This window comes from Flavobacterium sp., assembly GCF_965277525.1.
Classification (GTDB): Bacteria; Bacteroidota; Bacteroidia; order Flavobacteriales; family Flavobacteriaceae; genus Flavobacterium.
The window spans coordinates 59,657-79,781 of the sequence record NZ_CBDIDC010000014.1 but is presented as its reverse complement, the minus strand read 5'-3'; the positions used below and the strand labels follow the sequence as shown (position 1 = coordinate 79,781).

Genomic DNA, 20,125 nt, shown 5'->3' with positions numbered 1-20,125 from the left:
TTTCAATAACAAATAATATTTATATTTAATTTGTTAAAAAAAAGATATAATTTCATGTTAATCTAAAAATATATAACAAAAACACAGTAATACTAAGCCATCACAGCCGAACATAATTAAAAATATAAGTAAGTAAATTCTTTTAATTTGAAAATGTATTGTAGTCTAAACAGCATTTTTGTATAAAAAAAAGACTTACAAATAATTTGTAAGTCTTTTTTAGTCGGTAATCCATTAGCTATTTTTCTGCTTTGGGTTCTTTTGCTTTCGCTTCCCAATGATTCATCAGCTCTTCATAATTTACAGGATTTGCAGGTTTTTGATTCGCAAGCCGACCTGATTCAAATGCCCTGAGAAGAATGGTTTCTATCAAGTAATCTTCATTAGAGGTAAAAGGTTTATATTCTGTTTTTAGGCTTATGTCGAATAAGTTAGCGGTAGTATTTGAAACAAAAGCTTTAAAACCGCTTTTTAAGGTCTTAATTAATTCGTAAGTTGTGATTCCGGTTTGCCTGTGGATTAGTTTTACCAGAATTTGCCCTTGTTTGCGGGAAAGCTTTTTAAGCCTTTCTTCGAATTCATTATTCAGGTAGTCTTCTACAATTTTAAAATATTTTTTCTTTTCGCGATTGGTTTTCAAACGTGCCATACCACTATTTAAAGCTGTCAAACGATCTGCGGCTAATTTTGCATAAGGATATACTTTGTAAACACGATTTTGAAGAATCAGGAATTGCTTTTGCGATTCGGGATCTAATTTTTCTTTTGAAATAATAATCTCGGGTAATTCGATCGTATCGTTCAAAATAGAATCGCGTTCCGTTAATATATAACCCATTTGTTGGTTTTCTTTGGGAGTAACCTGGGCCTGACTTATAAACGGAATCAATATAAAGAATAAAATGCAGTAAGTAAATCTCATTGAATCATAATTTAAGTGTAAAATTATATATTTATACACAACTCTAATACCAAATTTATAAATTAGCAAAAAAATATTTTTATGAGCACAGAATCGATCTTAAAAGATACCTCTATTGCTTTCCTCGAAAGCTACCTAAATAACGCCTCTCCTACCGGCTACGAAAGTGAAGGCCAAAAACTTTGGATGAATTATTTAAAACCTTATGTAGACACTTTTATAACAGATACTTACGGAACGGCTGTTGGTGTTATCAATCCTGATGCGCCTTTTAAAGTAGTTATTGAAGGTCATGCCGATGAAATATCATGGTACGTCAACTACATTACAGATGATGGTTTATTGTATGTAATACGAAATGGTGGTTCAGATCATCAGATTGCGCCATCAAAAAGAGTTCATATTCATACCAAAAAAGGTATTGTAAAAGGTGTTTTTGGCTGGCCGGCAATTCATACACGCTTACGTGATAAGGAAGAGTCTCCAAAAATCAGTAATATTTTTATTGATTTGGGTTGTGAAACGAAAGAACAAGTTTTAGAAATGGGCGTTCATGTAGGTTGCGTGATTACCTATCCTGATGAATTTATGATCCTGAACGAGAATAAGTTTGTTTGTCGTGCCATCGATAACAGAATGGGCGGTTTTATGATTGCCGAAGTAGCACGTTTATTACACGAAAACAAAAAAACACTTCCGTTTGGTTTGTATATCGTGAACTCTGTACAGGAGGAAATTGGTCTTCGTGGTGCAGAAATGATTGCGCAAACTATTAAACCCAATGTTGCTATTGTAACTGATGTTTGTCATGATACCACTACTCCTATGATTGATAAAAAAGTAGAAGGTGATCTTAAAATGGGGAAAGGTCCTGTTATTGCTTATGCTCCTGCAGTTCAGAATAAACTTCGTGATCTGATTGTTGATACTGCAGAGGAAAACAAAATTCCGTTTCAGCGTCATGCAACTTCAAGAGCTACGGGAACTGATACTGATGCATTTGCTTACAGTAATGGTGGTGTGGCATCTGCATTGATTTCTTTGCCGCTGCGTTATATGCACACTACTGTAGAAATGGTTCATAGAGAAGACGTAGAAAATGTAATTCAGTTGATTTATGCATCTTTATTAAAAATTGAAAATAATGAAACTTTTTCTTATTTTAAATAAGAGAAGATTTAAAATACAAATTCGGTTATTTGCAACAATAACCGAATTTGTAAATAAACAATTAAATGAAAATACTATTACTCGAAGACGATTTTACTTTATCCAAAGAAATCTCAGCATTTTTTACCCTAAAAGAATTCGAGTGTTTCCCTTACTATGACGGTTCTTTATTATTAAAAAAATATTTCCCTTATGAATATGACTTAATAATTCTCGACATTAATGTTCCCGGAGCTAACGGAATCGAAGTTTGCAAAGGTATTCGCGAAATCGACAAAAAAACCCCCATCATCATGCTTACGGCTTTTAGTGAAATCGAGGATAAACTGGCTTCTTTTGATAATGGTGCGGATGATTATTTGGTAAAACCTTTTCATTTTGAAGAATTGTATGCCCGAATTACTTCTCTTTTGAGAAGAAAAGAAATTCCACAACAAATTGAAAATAAAATTGTAATAAACGACCTAGAAATTCTGGAAACAGAAATGAAAGTATTTCGTTTAGGCAAAGAGATAAAGTTGACTCCAAAAGAATTCAAACTAATTTTGATTTTGGCTCATGCCAAGGGAAAAATCTTGTCCAAGCAGTTTATAGCTGAAAAACTTTGGGATTATCACATCGAAACCAATCAGAATACAATTGAAGTTTACATCAACTTTTTAAGAAAAAAAATTGATAAAGACCACGAGACAAAACTTATACGAACCAAAATTGGTTATGGATACTATTTGAGCGATCACGAATGACGTTAAAAAACCGAATATCACTTTTAGTCAGCTTATTATTTACGATCCTTTTTGGGTTGGCTTCTACCTTGATATTTGTTTTGTATTCTAATTTTAGAAAAGATGAATTTAGAGATCGTCTTGAAATAAAAGCGCTCTCAAACATTAAACTTTTGGTAAATGTGAAAGAAGTTGACAATCAGCTTTTGAAAATGATTGACCAAAACTCCATTAATAAATTGTATGATGAAAAAACATTGGTTTTTGATTCTAATTACAAACTTATTTACAGCAGTATTGATGATGCCAAAATTAAGTGGTCTGTCGATGACTTAAAATATTTAAAAAAACATAAAACCTTTTTTAAGAAACAGGGAAATTACGAAGTTTACGGTGTTTTTTATGATACTAAAGACCGCGATTTTTATGCTTTAATATCGGCAACTGATAATTTTGGACAACGAAGATTGCTTTTTTTAAGATATACATTAGTAGTATCTTATATCTTTTTTACCTGTATTTGTTGGGTAATCACTTCTATTACAGTAAAAAAACTGATGAGCCCGTTAAATACTTTTCATCAAAAAATAAAAAACATAAACGAGAACAATCTGGATACTCGTGTAGAGTCAAAAAGTAATAAAAACGAAATTGATTTGATTGCTAATGAATTCAATTTTATGATGGATCGAATTGAAATCTCGTATCAAAGACAAAAAGAATTTACTGCACACGCTTCTCATGAGCTTAGAACACCATTATCCCGAATTACATCTCAAATAGAAAACGTCATTGCCGACAGCAAAACAAGTGATGAGCGAAAGAGCTTTTTAACGAACATACTGTCTGATGTCAATCAATTAACTGAACTGATAAATTCGTTATTAATTTTATCTAAAATAGACAATAAGAAACATGCGGACAATGACGTTCATCGTATGGATGAAGTATTGTTTTCTGCTATTGAAAATTTAAATAAAAGCTATCCAGAATTTGTGATTTTATTTGAAATAGAAGAAAATGATAATTTAGATACTGCTTTAGAAATAAACGGTAACAAAAACTTATTAGAAATTGCTATAAGTAATATTTTAAAAAATGCTTGTGTTTATTCAGACAACAAACAGGCTAAAGTAATTATAAGTACTCAGGATAACAACTTAGTTATGTCAATTTCAAACACTGGATCGACTTTAAACGAAGAAGAACAAAAAAATCTTTTTCAGCCCTTCATGCGTGGTAAAAATTCCAGGGGAACTTCAGGCTTTGGCCTTGGATTACGTATCGTTCAGCGTATTTTAACACTCCATAATGCGTCAATAACTTACAGTGTTCCAAACATTAACACGAATTTATTTCAATTATTTTTTCATTCGTAATTTATTTTAAGGTATTTTTAAGGTAGATTTTAAGGTGTCTTAAAGTCTACTAATAGCATATTTGTATAAAATAAAAATGATACAATGAGAAAACTATGTGCATTATTACTACTTGTACTATTTGGCCCTGTAGTGTTGGCTCAAAAAACAGTTACGCTTCAGGACTGTGAAAGCCAATTTCTTAAAAAAAATCTTTTTCTGTTGGCATCGCAATATAATATCGATGCTTCAAAAGCACTGACAATTCAAGCCAGAATTTGGGACAATCCCTCACTTACGGCAGAATTAAATGCTTATAATCCGGAAAGAAACCAATATTTCGATATTGGAAAACAGGGGCAAAAAGCATTTGGCGTTGAACAATTGATTTATTTGGGCGGAAAAAAACGCAACGAAGTAAGATTAGCCCAAACGAACGAAAAACTGGCGGAGTTACAATTCAATGATTTGTTGAGAACATTAAAGCTGCAATTGCGGACTAGTTTTTTTACGGTATACTACAATACTAAAAGTCTTGAAACTACAGACAATCAACTTGCTCATATCGAAGATTTGATCAGCTCTTATTCTGTTCAGGTGCAAAAAGGCAACATTCCTTTAAGAGATCTTGTGCGTTTGCAATCGCTTTATTTAAATTTTAAAAATGAGCGTATGGAAGTTGTCAATGAAAATATTGAAGAGCAAGCGAATTTAAAATTGTTATTAAATTCTACAGAAAATGTGGTTCCAAATGTTACGAGTGATGAGTTTAATAAATACACCAAACCAATTCCGTTTGATCTTAAGATTTTTCAGGATGATGCCATTGCCAATCGTCCGGATTATTTAGCCAAACAAAAAGATATTGAAGCTAATGAAATCAATGTGAAATGGCAAAAAGCACTTTCTGTGCCTGACATTACTGTTGGTGCCAATTATGACCAACGAAGTGGCGCTTTTAACAGAGAGGCAAATCTTACACTTGGGATTCCTTTACCGCTCTGGAATAAGAACAAAGGAAATATCAAATATGCAAAAACTATTTTGGAACAGTCCAAAGTTGAAAAACAAAACTTTGAACTTCAATTGCAAACCGAAATTACTTCGGCATGGAACAAATGGGATGAGTCCCGTAAAAACTATGTTGTAATCAAACCTACTGTCAATTCAGACTTTGAAGCGGTTTATAACGGGATCCTGACCAACTTTCAAAAACGAAATATTAGTTTACTAGAGTTTACTGATTTTATGGAGAGTTACAATCAGGCTTCTATTCAGATAAATGAACTGAAGAAAAAAGTAGTGCTTTCAGGCGAAGAATTAAATAGTACCATCAACAAAGACTTATTCTAAAACTAAATAAAATGAAATATAAACTAATTATAGGAATTGCGCTCGTGAGTTTATTAATCGCAAGTTGCAAAAAGCAAGTTGACAATCCTGACACTAATGCGTCTTTTGTATTAAGCGATTCGATGCTAAAAACGACTACAACTGCAATAGCAGAAACGCAACCTGTAAAAAACATTTTGAGTTTTTACGGAAAAATTACTGCTGATAACAATAAAATGATTGATGTGTATCCTCTTGTTGGTGGAAATGTAGTCAAAGTAAATGTAGAACTTGGAGATTATGTACGCAAAGGACAAGTCCTGGCTACGATAAAAAGTACTGATATTGCTGATTTTGAAAAGCAGTCAATCGATGCTAAAAATGATTTATTAGTAGCTAAAAACCATTTGAAAGTTGCTCAGGAATTATTTGATGGAAAATTAAATTCTGAGAGCGATGTACTTCAGGCGAAATCTGAAGTAAATAAAGCACAATCTCAATTGGGTAAAGTTCAGGAAACCTACAAAATTTATAATATCAAAGCCGGTTCTATTTACGAAGTAACTGCTCCAATTAGTGGCTTTATCATTCAAAAAAGTATCAATCAGGATATGCTTTTACGAAGCGATCGTTCTGAAAATATTTTTGATATTGCAGAAATTAGTGAAGTTTGGGCATTGGCTAATATTAATGAAATTGATATTAATAAAGTAAAATTAGGTATTGATGCTGATGTGACTACATTAAGTTATCCTGATAAAGTTTTTAAAGGAAAAGTAGACAAGATCTTCAATGTAATCGATCCGGAAACTAAAGCGATGCAGGCCCGTATCAAATTGCAGAATCCCGGATATATGCTAAAACCGGATATGAATGCTAATATAAAACTATCTTACAGTGAAGGAGAGTCTATGATAGCCGTACCTAGTAAAGCAATTGTTTTTGACAAAAGCAAAAACTTCGTAATGATATTTAAGGACCGTAATAATATTGAAACCAGACAGGTAGATGTTTACAGAGTCGTTGGGGATGTTACCTATATTTCTAAAGGACTAAAAGAAAATGAAAAAGTAATTACAAATAATCAGTTATTTATCTATCGCGCTTTAAACGAGTAATTAAATGGGAAAATCTGTATATATATTGAGTTTTGCGACGTTGTTTTTTTCAGCACTTTTATTTTCACAAGAAACAGATTCGATACGAAAATATAGTCTGAAATTTCAAATGACGTCTATATATCAATACCATCCAGATTTTCATGCTGACTATTCAGGTGCCAACAGTATGAATCCTAAAGAAGAAAGTGCGTTATCACTAACTTCTACTTTGTATTTAGATGTTCCACTCTGGAAAGGTGCCACCATAACTTTTAATCCTGAAATGTCCGGAGGCCAAGGTTTGTCCCAAGCCAGAGGATTAGGTGGCTTTCCTAACGGAGAAACTTTTAGAATTGGAGACACTAAGCCTGTTGTCTATGTGGCCAGAATGCTTTTGGAGCAAAAGTTTCAGTTTAAAAATAATCAATCATTGCAATTGGTTTTTGGAAAATTTGGATTATCTGATTATTTTGATAATAATACCTATTCTCACGATCCCAGAACACAGTTTTTAAACTGGGCATTGATGACGCACGGAGCGTGGGATTATGCCGCAAATACCCGAGGATATACAGATGGGCTATATATTAATTATCAGTTTGATACCTGGCAGGTAAGAGGTTCGCTTTCTGCTTTGCCTACCTATGCTAATGGACCAAATGTGGAATTTAGTTTTAACGATTCTAATGCTGTAAACATAGAAATTGAAAAGAAAATAGTATTTAAAAATAGTGATACAAGTACCATTAAACTACTGGGATTTCGAAATGTAGCCGGAATGGGAAATTATGATGAAGCCAATTCAAATTTTACAACAACACCGGATATTAAAAGCACGAGACAAAAAGGCCGTACTAAATATGGTCTGGGGTTGAATATGGATTATTCACATGGAGATAATTGGGGGCTTTTTGCACGAATGAGCTATAATGATGGTAAAAATGAAACCTGGGCATTTACAGAAATAGACCGGTCAGCACAATTGGGTATTAATTTAAAAGGTAAAATGTGGAACCGTGAAAATGATTTTGCCGGAGTTGCACTAGTGGCTAACGGATTATCAAAACCACACGAAGAATACCAGAAACTTGGCGGAAATGGTTTTATGATTGGTGATGGTACCCTAAATTACGGAATAGAACAAATTGTAGAAGTTTTTTATTCTTTTTTAGTCCCTAATACGCATATTACACTTTCACCGGATTATCAATTTGCGATGAATCCGGCTTATAATAAAGATCGGGGGCCAATTCAGTTTTTTGCATTACGCTTCCATACGGAGTTCTAAGCTTAAAATGAAAATATAATTAAAAAATAAAAAATCATCATTAAAAATACTTTTTAAAATGAACAAATTCATAAGAAACATTATTGCTTTTTCGCTTAAGAACAAAGCATTTACCTTTTTTTGGGTTGGATTATTGGCTGTTGCGGGATTTATTTCTTTCAAAAACATGCCAATCGATGCTTTTCCGGACGTAACCAACACCCAAATTATCATCATTACGCAATGGAACGGAAAAAGTGCTGAGGAAGTAGAACGTTTTGTGACGTCGCCTATTGAAATCTCGATGAACTCGGTACAAAAAAAGACAAGCGTTCGAAGTATTACGATGTTTGGTTTATCCGTTATCAAAATTATATTTGATGATGGTGTCGATGATCAGTTTGCGCGTTTGCAGGTCAACAACTTATTAAAGAATGTTTCGCTGCCGGATGATGTAGAACCGGATGTACAGCCTCCTTATGGTCCTACCGGTGAAATTTTCAGATATATTGTAAAAAGCGACAGCAGAGATAGTAGAGAATTACTAACGTATCAAAACTGGGTAATCGATAAACAGCTTCGTTCTGTTCCCGGTGTTGCCGATTTAAATGTTTTTGGAGGACAAACCAAAACATACGAAGTTGGTGTAGATCCTATCAAATTGGCCAAATATAACATTACACCGCTTCAGGTTTATAACGCAGTAAACGGAGGGAACTTAAATGTTGGTGGTGATATTATCGAAAAAAATGGTCAGGCTTTTGTAGTTCGTGGTGTTGGACTTCTAAAATCGATACAGGATATTGAGAATATCATTGTAGACGATGCTAATGGAAACCCAATATTGGTAAAAAATTTAGCCTCTGTTTATGAAAGTGCCATGCCAAGAGTTGGACAAACTGGTTTAGCTAAAAATGATGATGTTGTTGAAGGGATTATTGTGATGCGTAAAGGTGAAAACCCACAGGAAACGTTAGCTTTAATCAAGGCCAAAATAAAAGACCTGAATGATAATGTTCTCCCAAAGGACATCAAATTAGAGACCTTTTATGATCGTGATAATTTGATGAACTTCACGACAGAAACTGTAATGCACAATTTATTCGAAGGAATCATTCTGGTGACTTGCGTCGTGTTTCTTTTTATGGCGGATTGGAGGACTACTTTTACCGTTTCGATTGTCATACCATTATCCTTATTATTTGCCTTCTTATGTCTGAAAATGATGGGAATGAGTGCTAACTTACTGAGTTTGGGTGCGGTCGATTTCGGAATCATCATTGATGGTGCCGTCGTTATGGTCGAAGGATTATTTGTTGTTTTAGACCGCAGGGCACATCAATTAGGAATGACGGCTTTTAATAAAATTGCCAAAGGTAGTTTGATAAAAAAAACGGGGGCTGAAATGGGTAAAGCCATATTCTTTTCTAAATTAATCATCATTACAGCTTTATTACCTATATTCTCCTTCCAGAAAGTAGAAGGAAAAATGTTCTCTCCCCTGGCCTATACTTTAGGTTTTGCTTTAATGGGCGCTTTACTTTTTACCTTGACGCTCGTTCCTGTTTTATCACACATACTTTTAAATAAGAACGTAAAAGAAAAACACAATCCATTTGTTAATTTCTGGGACCGTATTGTAAGTCGTGGTTTTGCCTGGACGTTTAAGCACAAAGTGCAAACACTTATTGGTTCAATAGCCCTTTTAGTTGCGGTATTTTTTTCAGCCACCTTTTTAGGAACAGAATTTTTACCACAACTTAATGAAGGGGCATTATGGGTTACGGCCGAGTTACCAATGAGTACATCATTGCCTGAAAGCGTCAAAACTGCAGCAACTATTCGAAAAGATTTAGAAAGTTTTCCTGAAGTAAAAAAAGTTTTATCACAAACCGGAAGAAGTAATGACGGAACAGATCCAAATGGTTTTGGATTTATACAGCTACAAGTTGATTTAAAACCAAAATCAGATTGGAAACGAAAAATTAGCATGGATGACTTAATCAACGAAATGGATGAAAAACTAAAAGTTCATCAGGGAATTACCTATAATTATTCACAACCCGTAATTGATAACGTAGCAGAATCTGTGGCAGGTTTTAAGGCTTCAAATGCGGTTAAAATCTATGGGGATGATCTGGATAAACTAGACGAATTGTCTAATGAGGTTTTAAATCAGATAAAGAATATTCCGGGAATAAAAGATGCCGGAATTCTACGAAATGTGGGGCAGCCTGAAATTAGTGTTGTACTTGACAGGGATAAAATGGCAGCTTACGGGGTAACATTAAGTGATGCACAAGCAGTTTTAGAATTAGCATTTGGAGGAAAAACAGCAACTGAGAAGTACGAAGATGACAAGAAATTTGATGTTCGTGTTCGTTTTTCTAAAGAATACCGTAAAGATGAAAATGATATTGCCGAACTTAAAGTTCCGACCATTAGCGGAATCAAAATTCCATTAAAAGAAATTTGTGATTTAAAAACCATTACAGGTCCCGCTTTCATCTACAGAGATAATACCAAACGTTTTATTGGAGTAAAATTCTCTGTTCGTGATCGGGATTTAGGAAGTACCATTGCAGAGGCGCAGGCTAAAGTGGCTAAAATGAAACTTCCGACAGGATATACCGTAGGATGGACAGGTGAATTTGAGAATCAGGTTCGTGCCAGTGCCCGTTTGGCCCAGGTGGTGCCTATCAGTTTGATCGGGATTTTTGTATTGCTGTTTATTTTGTTCGGAAACATCAAAGATTCATTACTGGTTTTGGCAAATGTTCCGTTCGCTATTATTGGAGGAATTATTGCTTTACATCTTACCCGAATGAATTTTGGTATTTCTGCAGGAGTTGGTTTTATCGCTCTGCTTGGAATTTGTATCCAAAATGGAGTGATTCTAATATCCGAATTTCATCATAATCTAAAAGCAAAATTTACACTAGAAGAATCTATTTTTATGGGGGTAAAAGCCAGAACGAGAGCAGTTGTAATGACAGCGCTTATGGCGTCTATTGGTTTAATGCCGGCTGCAATTTCTACCGGAATTGGTTCTGAATCGCAAAAACCATTGGCTATTGTTATTATTGGAGGTTTAATTACAGCGACTATTTTAACGCTATTGGTTTTCCCAATTATATTCTGGGTATTCAATCGTAAAAAAAATATTCCTATAGAATAAGAATTTTAAGATTTATTAATTGGTTAAATTAATTTGATTGGATTTTAACGAAGAAAGCATCATTATTTTTAATGGTGCTTTTTTTATTTTAAGAAACATAAGTTTATATCTTGCATGTATTTTTAATATGTAAGCCAATTTATGAAATACATTTATTTTTTACTCAGTATTTTTTTTATCTCTTTAATCGCATCAATTATAAATCCAAAAGAAATTTTTACTTGCTTTCTGGAAATTATCCCTGCTATTATCGGAGTTTTAATCTTAGCTTTCACTTTTAAAAAATTCCGCTTTACCAACTTTACTTATACTTTGATATTGATTCATTGTATTATTCTGTTTATTGGTGGTCATTATACGTACGCCGAAGTTCCTCTTTTTGATTATATCAAAGAGCTATTTCATCAAAGCCGTAACAATTATGATAAAGTAGGTCATTTTGCTCAGGGTTTAGTGCCGGCAATGATTATTAGAGAATTGTTTATTCGCAAAAAAGTAATTGCCGATCAAAGCTTCTTCAATTTTATTATTGTTTCTGTCTGTTTGGCAATTAGCGCTACGTACGAATTTATCGAATGGTTCGTTTCTATAGCTACAGGTGATGGTGGTGATGCGTTTTTAGGGACCCAGGGTTATGTTTGGGACACCCAATCAGATATGTTGTTTGCAACCATTGGAGCGATTGCAGGGTTGATTCTGTTTTCTAAAATTCAGGATAAATACATTCAAAAAATATATTTTTAAAAGAGTTACGATCAATCTTAGGGATTGAAAACTTATGGGGAAAATCAACAGTGCTATTCCGGTCCTCTTTCTGTCTTTTATGTTTCCCGATATCCGGTAACGTTAGGTAGTAAACCAGTAAAACTACATAAATGAAAAACGACCCTCTGCTCAAGGAAGGTCGTTTCATATACTAACTCAAAAACTCGATTTAAACTCTTATTTCAAATCTTTTAAAATGGCAATAGCCTCAGTAGCATTTGATAATTGTGCATATTTAAGAGCTGTAAAGCCTTTTTCGTTTTTAGCAGATGCATTGGCACCGTTAGACAGTAAAATTTTCAGAATGTCTACTTTATTATAACGGGCCGCTATCATTAACGGTGATAAGTCTTCAGATATCTCGTTTACGTCTGCTCCGTATTCTATTAATTTTTTTACAAAGTCCAAATCTCCTTTACTAACTGCTACTGTTAGTGGACTTGTAAAATCGTATGCTACTTCCATTTGTGGTTGTACAAATGATGCTTGATTTGATGCCATTGAAACATTTGCAAATGCTACTAAAGCTACTCCTAAATAAATGATTGAATTTTTCATAATGATTGATTGTTAATTGTTGATTGATTAATGATGATTTTTAATTCTTTTGTAAATGTAATTCTATTTGATGTATTATGTATAACAAAGTACTATGTTTTAACTAATTCTTAACATTTTACTAATAAAACCCGGCTAAACTAAATTTTATATTATCTAATTAAAGCTTCTCTATAAAAGACGTTGCAAAACCTAAAATGTTACAGTAAAACAAAAAAATAAACAAAAAGCAGTAAAAAAGTCTGATTTCTACGCATTAAAAACTTTAGTTTTTTAACTTTGCCTCAATTAAAACAACTCTATATGAGTGTTTTACAATTTAAATCATGAGCCAAAAACAATTAATAACCTAAAAAAACCAAAAATTATGGGAATCATTAAAAAAATTCTGATAGTTCTAATCCTGATTGTAGCTATTGTACTGACTGCGGCGTATTTTATGCCAAAAACTTATGCTGTAGAAAGAGAGATTACAATTAACAAACCGATAGACACCGTATTCAATTATGTAAAATCTTTAAAAAATCAAAATGAGTTTAGTGTCTGGGCCAACATTGATCCAAAAATGAAATCTACTTATACCGGAACTGATGGAGCTGTAGGTTCAAAATCTGCCTGGGAAAGTGATGTGAAAGAAGTTGGTGTGGGCGAACAGGAGATTACAAAAATAACAGAAGGAAAACGTATTGATTTTGCGTTACGATTCAAGAAACCAATGGAAGATACTGCTGTAGGATATATGTCGACAGAAACTGTTGCAGGAAATCAAACTAAAGTAAAATGGGGAATTAACGGGGTTATTCCCTACCCTATGAATATTATGTTGCCTATGATGAAAATGGATCATATGATTGGAAACGATTTACAAAAAGGTCTTGAAAATTTGAAGTCCACATTAGAACAATAATGAATCAATATCTCTGGTAAATAACAAAGCATCATTACAATTAATGATGCTTTGTTATTACAACTTATTTTAGATTTTTTAAAATAGCAATAGACTCATTTGCTTTTGCGTATTCTGCATAATTTAATGCTTTAAAACCTTTTTCATTCTCAATTGCAGGATTAGCTCCATTTGCCAGCAAAATTCTAACGATTTCAAATTTGTTAAAGCGTGCTGCCAGCATTAAAGGTGACATGTCTCTGGACAACTTATTTACATCGGCACCATATTTAATGATTTTTTTTACACTTTCGATATCTCCGTCACATACGGCGTAATGCAAAGGAGATGCTACATACGATGGGGAACTCATTTGATCTTTTACTGAAGGCTTAAGATTAGAAGCTTCTAATGCAGTTGTAAATATAGCCAGGGCCATACCTAAAATAATTACTGATTTTTTCATGTTGATTGATGATTTAATGATTGATGATTTAAATGGAAGTTAAATTATTGCATAATGCAATTTTTAAAAATCCATGATTACTATAGTAGACGCATAAATGTTCAAAAACGTTACAGATAAATACCAAAAATTATAAATAAAAAAAGTACAATGTGGGCTAAACCTACATTGCACTTCATTTATTGCTGCAAAAAGCTTTTATTTTAAACTGATTTTTTTAATATAAACACCCTTTAAATCATTTTCGAACAGCGTATAGGGATCATTATAAAAATTTAAAAAATCCGGTACGCTTATCTGCCCCGGAAAAGGAGCATAAAAATGAGTTGGACTTGTGCTGTCGTTTCTCCAAACTAAAACATAAGATAATTCAAGATTTTCAGATTTTAAAACCTTCAATAAAGTATCTGTCCACCAGGTTGCATTCGGAATTGATTCTAAGCCCGTTTCAGTCAAAGCTGCAAGTTTATTTTTTTTAATGGCAAGATCAGATATTATTTTGAGTTTCTTAACCGCCCCGGCAATGTCGTATTTTCCGTCACGACCAAAATCCCCATAATCATCCATGCCTAACATGTCTACATAATCATCGCCCGGATAACGTTCTAAGTAATCACTTTCTGAATTGAATCTAACATCAGGAGAAAAAGCATAAATAAAATTGTGCACGCCAAGAGTATCCCTTAAATAAGAAACCGTAAATTGCCAAACGGCTATAAAATCTTCACGCGAAGTATGTGACTTTCCCCACCAGAACCAATCTCCGTCAAACTCATGATAAGGCCTGAATATCATAGGTGCCAATGTACTGTCTTTTGCTTTTACAGAATGTGCAAAATCGGCAATCGTTTTTAGAATTTCTTTGTATTTTTCGTGATACAATCCTCCTTTTTTAATTAGAGACATAGCAGCAACAGAAGTTGAATCTTTCCAATAAAAACTGCCACCGGAAACAGGATTCATAAAATGCCATGAAACTGTTGTAATTCCGCCTCGCTCGTAAGTGGCAATAACATTCTTTTTTAGACTTGCAGCAGTCTTTTCAATTTCGTCTTTAGAATGTCCGGAAAATCCATTAAAATCAATTCCTATTACCGCAGGATGAGAACCCGTAACTGATTTTACATCTGATCTATTGGGCTCATTAGACCATCCGTGTCCATACTCTAACGCATGCTGATGCCCAAAAAGGATGTGTTTTTTTGAAATTATTTTTAGATTTTCATATAAGACTTTGGTTTCTTTTGTGGCGTTTTTATCGATTTGCCCAAAAAGAAAATGCCCTGTTATTATTACTATAAATAACAAGGCATTTTTTTTATTTCTAATAATGTTCATGGTTTAAAGAGTTAGTTTAAACCCGAAAATTACTCTTTAGTAGTAAGATATTCTAATACGTTTTTATCAATACGTTGATCAATATTAGCAATATCAGCTTTTATGAATTTTTCTCCTAAGATATTCTCATATAATTCGATATATCTTTCAGAAACAGACTCAATATATTCCTCTGTCATATCCGGAATTTGTTGTCCGTCCTGACCCTGAAAACCATTTTCGATCAACCAACGACGCACAAACTCTTTTGACAATTGTTTTTGCTCCTCTCCATTATCTTGTCTGTCCTGATATCCGTCAGCATAAAAATAACGAGAAGAATCCGGTGTGTGAATTTCATCAATTAAAACAATAACACCTTCTTTTGTTTTTCCGAATTCGTATTTAGTGTCTACTAAAATCAAACCACGTTCAGCAGCAATTTCAGTTCCTCTTTGAAACAAATCACGTGTATATTTTTCTAAAACGATATAATCTTCTTCGGTAACAATTCCTTTGGCTAAAATGTCTTCACGGGAAATATCTTCGTCATGAGAACCATTGTCTGCTTTTGTAGTTGGTGTAATAATTGGTTCCGGAAATTTATCGTTTTCCTTTAAACCTTCTGTCATTGTTACACCACAAATTTGTCTTCTGCCGGCAGCATATTCACGGGCAGCATGTCCTGAAAGGTATCCGCGAATTACCATTTCAACCTTAAAAGGCTCACACAAATGACCAACGGCAACATTAGGATCCGGAGTTGCAATCAACCAGTTTGGTACAATATCTTCTGTCAATTCCATAAATCTTGTCGCGATCTGATTCAGGATTTGTCCTTTGTACGGAATACCTTTTGGTAAAACCACATCAAAAGCCGAAAGTCTGTCGGTTGCTACCATTACCAAAAGTTCGTCATTGATGTTATAAACTTCTCTTACTTTTCCTCGGTAAACTGATTTCTGATCTGGGAAATTAAAATTTGTAGTTGTAATTGTATTGCTCATTATCCTTAGTTGTGTTGTTTTTTATGAATGCAAATTTAAAACTAATTAAAATAAAAAAAGAATCTATTCAGATTCTTTTTTTATCCACAGTTTTTAGTCGTGCAGTGACTGTAACCTTATTTATTCAGAAGTGTCGAATTAAACAAATTTAGAATTCTGCTGTATTCGTCAATCCAGGAATATGTTTCTTTGAATCCGTGAGATTCAACCGGGAAAGAAGCAAGACTCCAGTTCTTCTTCTGTAACTCTATAAAACGTTGTGACAAACGTACAATGTCTTTGTATTCGACATTATCATCCACCATACCGTGCAGCATTACTAAATTTCCTTTTAAATTATCTGCATAATAAATCGGGGAACTTTTTTTGTATGCTTCAGGATCTGTTTCAGGGAAATTTAAAATATTTCCTGTATATCCGTGATTGTAATGTGCCCAATCTGTAACGGATCGCAAAGCTGCACCTGACGCAAATTCACCAGGAGTCGTTAACATTCCCATTAAGGTAATGAATCCTCCGTAAGAACCTCCGTAAATCCCTACTCTATTGGCATCAATTCCGTATTTTTCTACCAATAATTTCTTTCCGTCAAGGTGATCGGATAAATCTTTTCCACCCATAAAACGGTAAATTCCGGTTCTAAAATCACGTCCATAACCATCACTTCCTCTATAATCAATGTCTAAAACCGTATAGCCTAGATCAGTCAACAAGTTATGAAACATATATTCTCTGTAATAATTACTCCAGTAATTGTGTGCGTTTTGCAAATACCCGGCTCCATGAACAAATATAACCGCTGCTTTATTTGTGTTTTCTGCTTTAGGTGTATATAATCTTGCATTTACAGGAGTTCCGTCTTGTGCTTTAAATGTGATCACTTCCGGTTCTCTCCATTTGTACTTTTTGAAATCCTCAGAAACTGAAGAAGAAATTTGTTGCAAAGTCGTGTTCTTTTTATTCTCAGCAATATAAAAATCCCAAGGAATATTTTTATACGAATAACGCACTAAAAGTGACTTTTCATCCGGAGAAACTACTACTTCATGAGCTCCGTCTTTGGTTAAAATTGGTTCTAAAGTACCGCCTGTCGAGGCTAATTTATAAAAGTTTCTGTTACCGGGATGTGTTGTATTTGTTGTTAAGTAAAATACTTTTTTATCTTTAGACAATGTTACATCTCGTACTTCCCAGTTTCCGGTTGTTAGTTGCGTTTTCTTACCTGATTTTAAGTTATAAGTATATAAATGAGAATATCCTGTAGCTTCAGACTGGAAATAAATTGTTTCATTATCAGCTAAAAAACCAAGAGTTCCAGAATCAAAAGAATACGATGGAATTCCGGGACCAGCGATCCAGGCATCATCATGCTGGTGTTCAATTTCCTGAAATGTTCCGTTTTCAGGATTTAAACTCACCAACCATCTGTCTTTATTGTCCTGACTTCTGATTTCTACAATTCCAAAAGATCCGTCTTCGTTATAAACCGGAGCCTGAACCATAATTAACCTGTCTTCTTTGGCTTTGTTTTTTAAATTATCATAAGACTCATAATATTTTGGAGTATCCTGAATGTGGCTTAACGTCGAAAAATTCACGAAATAAACAGTATCTTTTGCAACAGAACAAATTCCGAATTTCATTTTAACCAAATTCGCTGTAGATACTTTTTGTTTTGTATCAGGGGTTTGATTATAGCCATCGTCTGTTATAAAAACTTCCATCTTTTCTTTTTTAACCTCTGATTCTTCTACTAAACTAAAGGTCGCAAAATTCCCATTTGGATTTGCTTTTAGATTAAATAAGTTATCTTTTCCGTAAAAATATTCTTTAGCAAAATCAGATTTAACGGCTTTGTTTTTAGCAACATTCCATTGTTTTTTTGCTTCTTTATCTCTAATAAACTGGAATAATTCTTTTTGTTGTGTTTTTAAAAATGACTCTTTTTCGGGAGTTTTTTCTTTTTTAACACCTTTACTAAAGTTAGTGATCTGTAGCACTGATCCTTCTTTAGCATTGTATTTAAAGATATTGTCGTTTTGTTCAAAGAATACGATTCCGTTTGCTGCGCCTAATTCAATGTTTGAAACCGGTGCGCTTTGCTGAATTATTTTCTTAACCGTTTTGGTACTGATGGTATAAGAATAAAAACCTCCTTTATCAGTATAATAAACAACATCAGAATTTGTTTTTCTTTTAAAATCCAATTTAGAAAAAGCAGCCTCTTTTGGTTCGGTCAAAACAGGTTTTGTTGCACCTTTTTGCCATGAATAGGTATTTGCGCCTAAATCATCGGTTGGATTCCATTCAAAATAAACCTTTTTTCCGTCTAAAGACCAGCGTCCGTTTGTTGGTTGGTTTCCAATAAAAGATTCGCCTTTCATTATTTCTTCTAATTTCAATGTTTGGCTTTTGCCCGATATTGAAAAAATTAAAAAGGCAAGGATAAAAATGTTTTTTGTCATGGTATTAGTTTTTTTGAGAAAACAAAAATACACTTTGAAAATTATTAAAAAAATGTTTTTGTCATTTGCTTGCGAAATTCTTTATGTAATATTCAATTAATAAAAAAAATCCTTGAAGAATTATCTCCAAGGATCACATTTTTATCAAAAGTCTAAAATTTCAATCTCTAAAAAATTAAAATTTAAAATAGTAGTTGTATTTAATTAATTAACTCGCTGCGAATTCCTTATTTAAAATTTTCGAAGCAATATAATGTGCTACGCCATCTTCTGCATTGGTTTTAATTACTTCTAAATTTGGTAAGGTTTCTTTTAATGAAGTTGGGGCATTTCCCATAATCAAACCTTTTCCGGCTGCAGATAACATTTGAACATCATTAAAACCATCACCAAAAGCAAGGGCCTGATCCAGAGTAAAGCCAAGTTTCTCAAGTACTATCTCAATTGCAACTGCTTTATCAATAGATTTGTCCATAAATTCCAGGCACGTTGGTAAACTAAAAGCATGATGTAAATGTTCTGAAGAATTCGCCAGAATAGCATCTTTTAGCTGTACTAATTTTTCGTGATTATCGCATGAAAAGAAAATTTTAATGGCACCAAAATCTTCCAGGGTTTTATAATCAACCAATTCAGGATGGTATTTTAAATCTGCTTGAAAAGCATTTAGTTTTTCGCTCCATTTATTGGTTTGCCAAACATTTTCTTTGAATAAAACTACCGTAATTTCAGGATCTATCTCTACATTTAATGCTGCTTTTACAACATCACTATTTAAGTTAAAAGCGAAAAGTTCTTCTTTTTCAGGCGAGTGAATTCTCGCTCCGTTTGAACTTACCAGATAAACGGGCACTTCCAGTGTTTCGATAATTGCCATAGCATCAAGATGATGACGGCCTGTGGCAACGACAATAAGATAATTTTGATTGTGAAGTTCCTGAAAAATAGATTTTGTGTATTCTGAAATTCTGTGTTGTGGGTTGAGTAAAGTTCCGTCTAAGTCACTTACTACAACTTTTATATTTTTAAGTTTTGTCATATTAAAGATCAAATATTTATGATATGCAAATTTACGGCTTTCACCTCAGAAGAACAAAGATTGCAACGCTTAAAAGCTTGAAGTAAGGCAAGTTTATTATTTATTTAACTATTTAATTAAATCTTGTGTTTTTCTTATTTAAATCTTGATAATCCCTGTTTTGTATAAATTTATTGCTTTATTCAGGATTTTTTCAATCTTAACTAATGGCAAATCTTTATCATAATCAATCAGCATTATTTTCATTCTTGAACGATTTTCCTGAATTAAAAAAGGTTCGTCAAAGTGTTTTCCTTCTACGATCGCGATGTACGGTTGTTTCAGTTTTTTATGTATCCATAAATAACAGAACATTTTTCCTTTGTAACAAAAAAACGGCATTCCGTATTTCAGAACATTCGTGATGTCTTTGTCCTGTTTTAGAATAATTTCTTTTAATGCGAGAAATAGTCCCTTTACAGGTTCTTCTTGTTTTAAATAAAAATCATCGAGTTGTTTCATTTTCTAATTTATTTGTAAATTCAAACATGCTTACTTTTCTTGACTTTTCGGGGCTTCGACTTCGCTTAG

17 protein-coding genes are annotated in these 20,125 nt (G+C 33.4%); 9 read left to right on the top strand and 8 right to left on the bottom strand.

Annotated features, from left to right (window positions below; all coding sequences use genetic code 11):
• Nucleotides 1–238: 238 nt before the first annotated feature.
• Nucleotides 239–922 (bottom strand): DUF4294 domain-containing protein, encoded by a 684-nt coding sequence (locus ACQY44_RS24510; protein WP_428232903.1) that lies wholly within the window; start codon nt 920–922, stop codon nt 239–241.
• Nucleotides 923–1,003: 81 nt separating this feature from the next.
• Between ACQY44_RS24510 and ACQY44_RS24505 the strand changes: the two genes are divergently transcribed.
• From ACQY44_RS24505 to ACQY44_RS24470, 8 genes are all read left to right on the top strand, one after another.
• The gene (locus ACQY44_RS24505) at nt 1,004–2,092 is read left to right on the top strand and encodes a M42 family metallopeptidase (RefSeq protein WP_428232902.1); all 1,089 of its coding nucleotides are present in this window, start codon (nt 1,004–1,006) and stop codon (nt 2,090–2,092) included.
• A 65-nt stretch (nt 2,093–2,157) separates the two neighbouring features.
• Nucleotides 2,158–2,838 (top strand): response regulator transcription factor, encoded by a 681-nt coding sequence (locus ACQY44_RS24500; protein WP_428232901.1) that lies wholly within the window; start codon nt 2,158–2,160, stop codon nt 2,836–2,838.
• Nucleotides 2,835–4,196, top strand: a complete 1,362-nt coding sequence (locus tag ACQY44_RS24495) for an ATP-binding protein (protein ID WP_428232900.1) — start codon at nt 2,835–2,837, stop codon at nt 4,194–4,196. The genes ACQY44_RS24500 and ACQY44_RS24495 overlap by 4 nt, the downstream gene beginning before the upstream one ends.
• 84 nt (nt 4,197–4,280) lie before the next feature.
• A complete protein-coding gene (locus tag ACQY44_RS24490) occupies nt 4,281–5,528 on the top strand; it encodes a TolC family protein (RefSeq protein ID WP_428232899.1) in 1,248 nt (415 codons plus the stop codon).
• Between the two features lie 11 nt (nt 5,529–5,539).
• Nucleotides 5,540–6,625: an efflux RND transporter periplasmic adaptor subunit gene (locus ACQY44_RS24485; protein ID WP_428232898.1), complete on the top strand. Its 1,086-nt coding sequence runs from the start codon at nt 5,540–5,542 to the stop codon at nt 6,623–6,625.
• A 4-nt stretch (nt 6,626–6,629) separates the two neighbouring features.
• A complete protein-coding gene (locus ACQY44_RS24480) occupies nt 6,630–7,895 on the top strand; it encodes a carbohydrate porin (RefSeq protein WP_428232897.1) in 1,266 nt (421 codons plus the stop codon).
• 58 nt (nt 7,896–7,953) lie between these two features.
• Nucleotides 7,954–11,052 (top strand): efflux RND transporter permease subunit, encoded by a 3,099-nt coding sequence (locus ACQY44_RS24475; protein ID WP_428232896.1) that lies wholly within the window; start codon nt 7,954–7,956, stop codon nt 11,050–11,052.
• Nucleotides 11,053–11,193: 141 nt separating this feature from the next.
• The gene (locus ACQY44_RS24470) at nt 11,194–11,796 is read left to right on the top strand and encodes a DUF2238 domain-containing protein (protein ID WP_428232895.1); all 603 of its coding nucleotides are present in this window, start codon (nt 11,194–11,196) and stop codon (nt 11,794–11,796) included.
• A 198-nt stretch (nt 11,797–11,994) separates the two neighbouring features.
• Here the strand turns inward: ACQY44_RS24470 and ACQY44_RS24465 are convergent, their stop codons facing one another.
• A complete protein-coding gene (locus ACQY44_RS24465; RefSeq protein WP_428232894.1) occupies nt 11,995–12,375 on the bottom strand; it encodes an ankyrin repeat domain-containing protein in 381 nt (126 codons plus the stop codon).
• Between the two features lie 367 nt (nt 12,376–12,742).
• Between ACQY44_RS24465 and ACQY44_RS24460 the strand changes: the two genes are divergently transcribed.
• Complete coding sequence (locus tag ACQY44_RS24460) at nt 12,743–13,282, top strand: SRPBCC family protein (RefSeq protein WP_428232893.1); 540 nt, start codon at nt 12,743–12,745, stop codon at nt 13,280–13,282.
• A 64-nt stretch (nt 13,283–13,346) separates the two neighbouring features.
• Here the strand turns inward: ACQY44_RS24460 and ACQY44_RS24455 are convergent, their stop codons facing one another.
• The 6 genes from ACQY44_RS24455 to ACQY44_RS24430 all read right to left on the bottom strand — a co-directional run bounded on the left by ACQY44_RS24455 (nt 13,347) and on the right by ACQY44_RS24430 (nt 20,056).
• Nucleotides 13,347–13,727, bottom strand: coding sequence for an ankyrin repeat domain-containing protein (locus tag ACQY44_RS24455; protein WP_428232892.1), 381 nt, complete (start codon nt 13,725–13,727; stop codon nt 13,347–13,349).
• A gap of 198 nt (nt 13,728–13,925) precedes the next feature.
• Complete coding sequence (locus ACQY44_RS24450) at nt 13,926–15,065, bottom strand: glycoside hydrolase family 26 protein (protein ID WP_428232891.1); 1,140 nt, start codon at nt 15,063–15,065, stop codon at nt 13,926–13,928.
• 29 nt (nt 15,066–15,094) lie between these two features.
• Nucleotides 15,095–16,051, bottom strand: a complete 957-nt coding sequence (locus ACQY44_RS24445) for a phosphoribosylaminoimidazolesuccinocarboxamide synthase (protein WP_428232890.1) — start codon at nt 16,049–16,051, stop codon at nt 15,095–15,097.
• A gap of 116 nt (nt 16,052–16,167) precedes the next feature.
• Complete coding sequence (locus ACQY44_RS24440; RefSeq protein WP_428232889.1) at nt 16,168–18,516, bottom strand: prolyl oligopeptidase family serine peptidase; 2,349 nt, start codon at nt 18,514–18,516, stop codon at nt 16,168–16,170.
• Nucleotides 18,517–18,724: 208 nt separating this feature from the next.
• Nucleotides 18,725–19,555: a Cof-type HAD-IIB family hydrolase gene (locus ACQY44_RS24435; protein ID WP_428232888.1), complete on the bottom strand. Its 831-nt coding sequence runs from the start codon at nt 19,553–19,555 to the stop codon at nt 18,725–18,727.
• Nucleotides 19,556–19,693: 138 nt separating this feature from the next.
• Nucleotides 19,694–20,056, bottom strand: coding sequence for a DUF1801 domain-containing protein (locus ACQY44_RS24430; protein WP_428232887.1), 363 nt, complete (start codon nt 20,054–20,056; stop codon nt 19,694–19,696).
• Nucleotides 20,057–20,125: the final 69 nt, after the last annotated feature.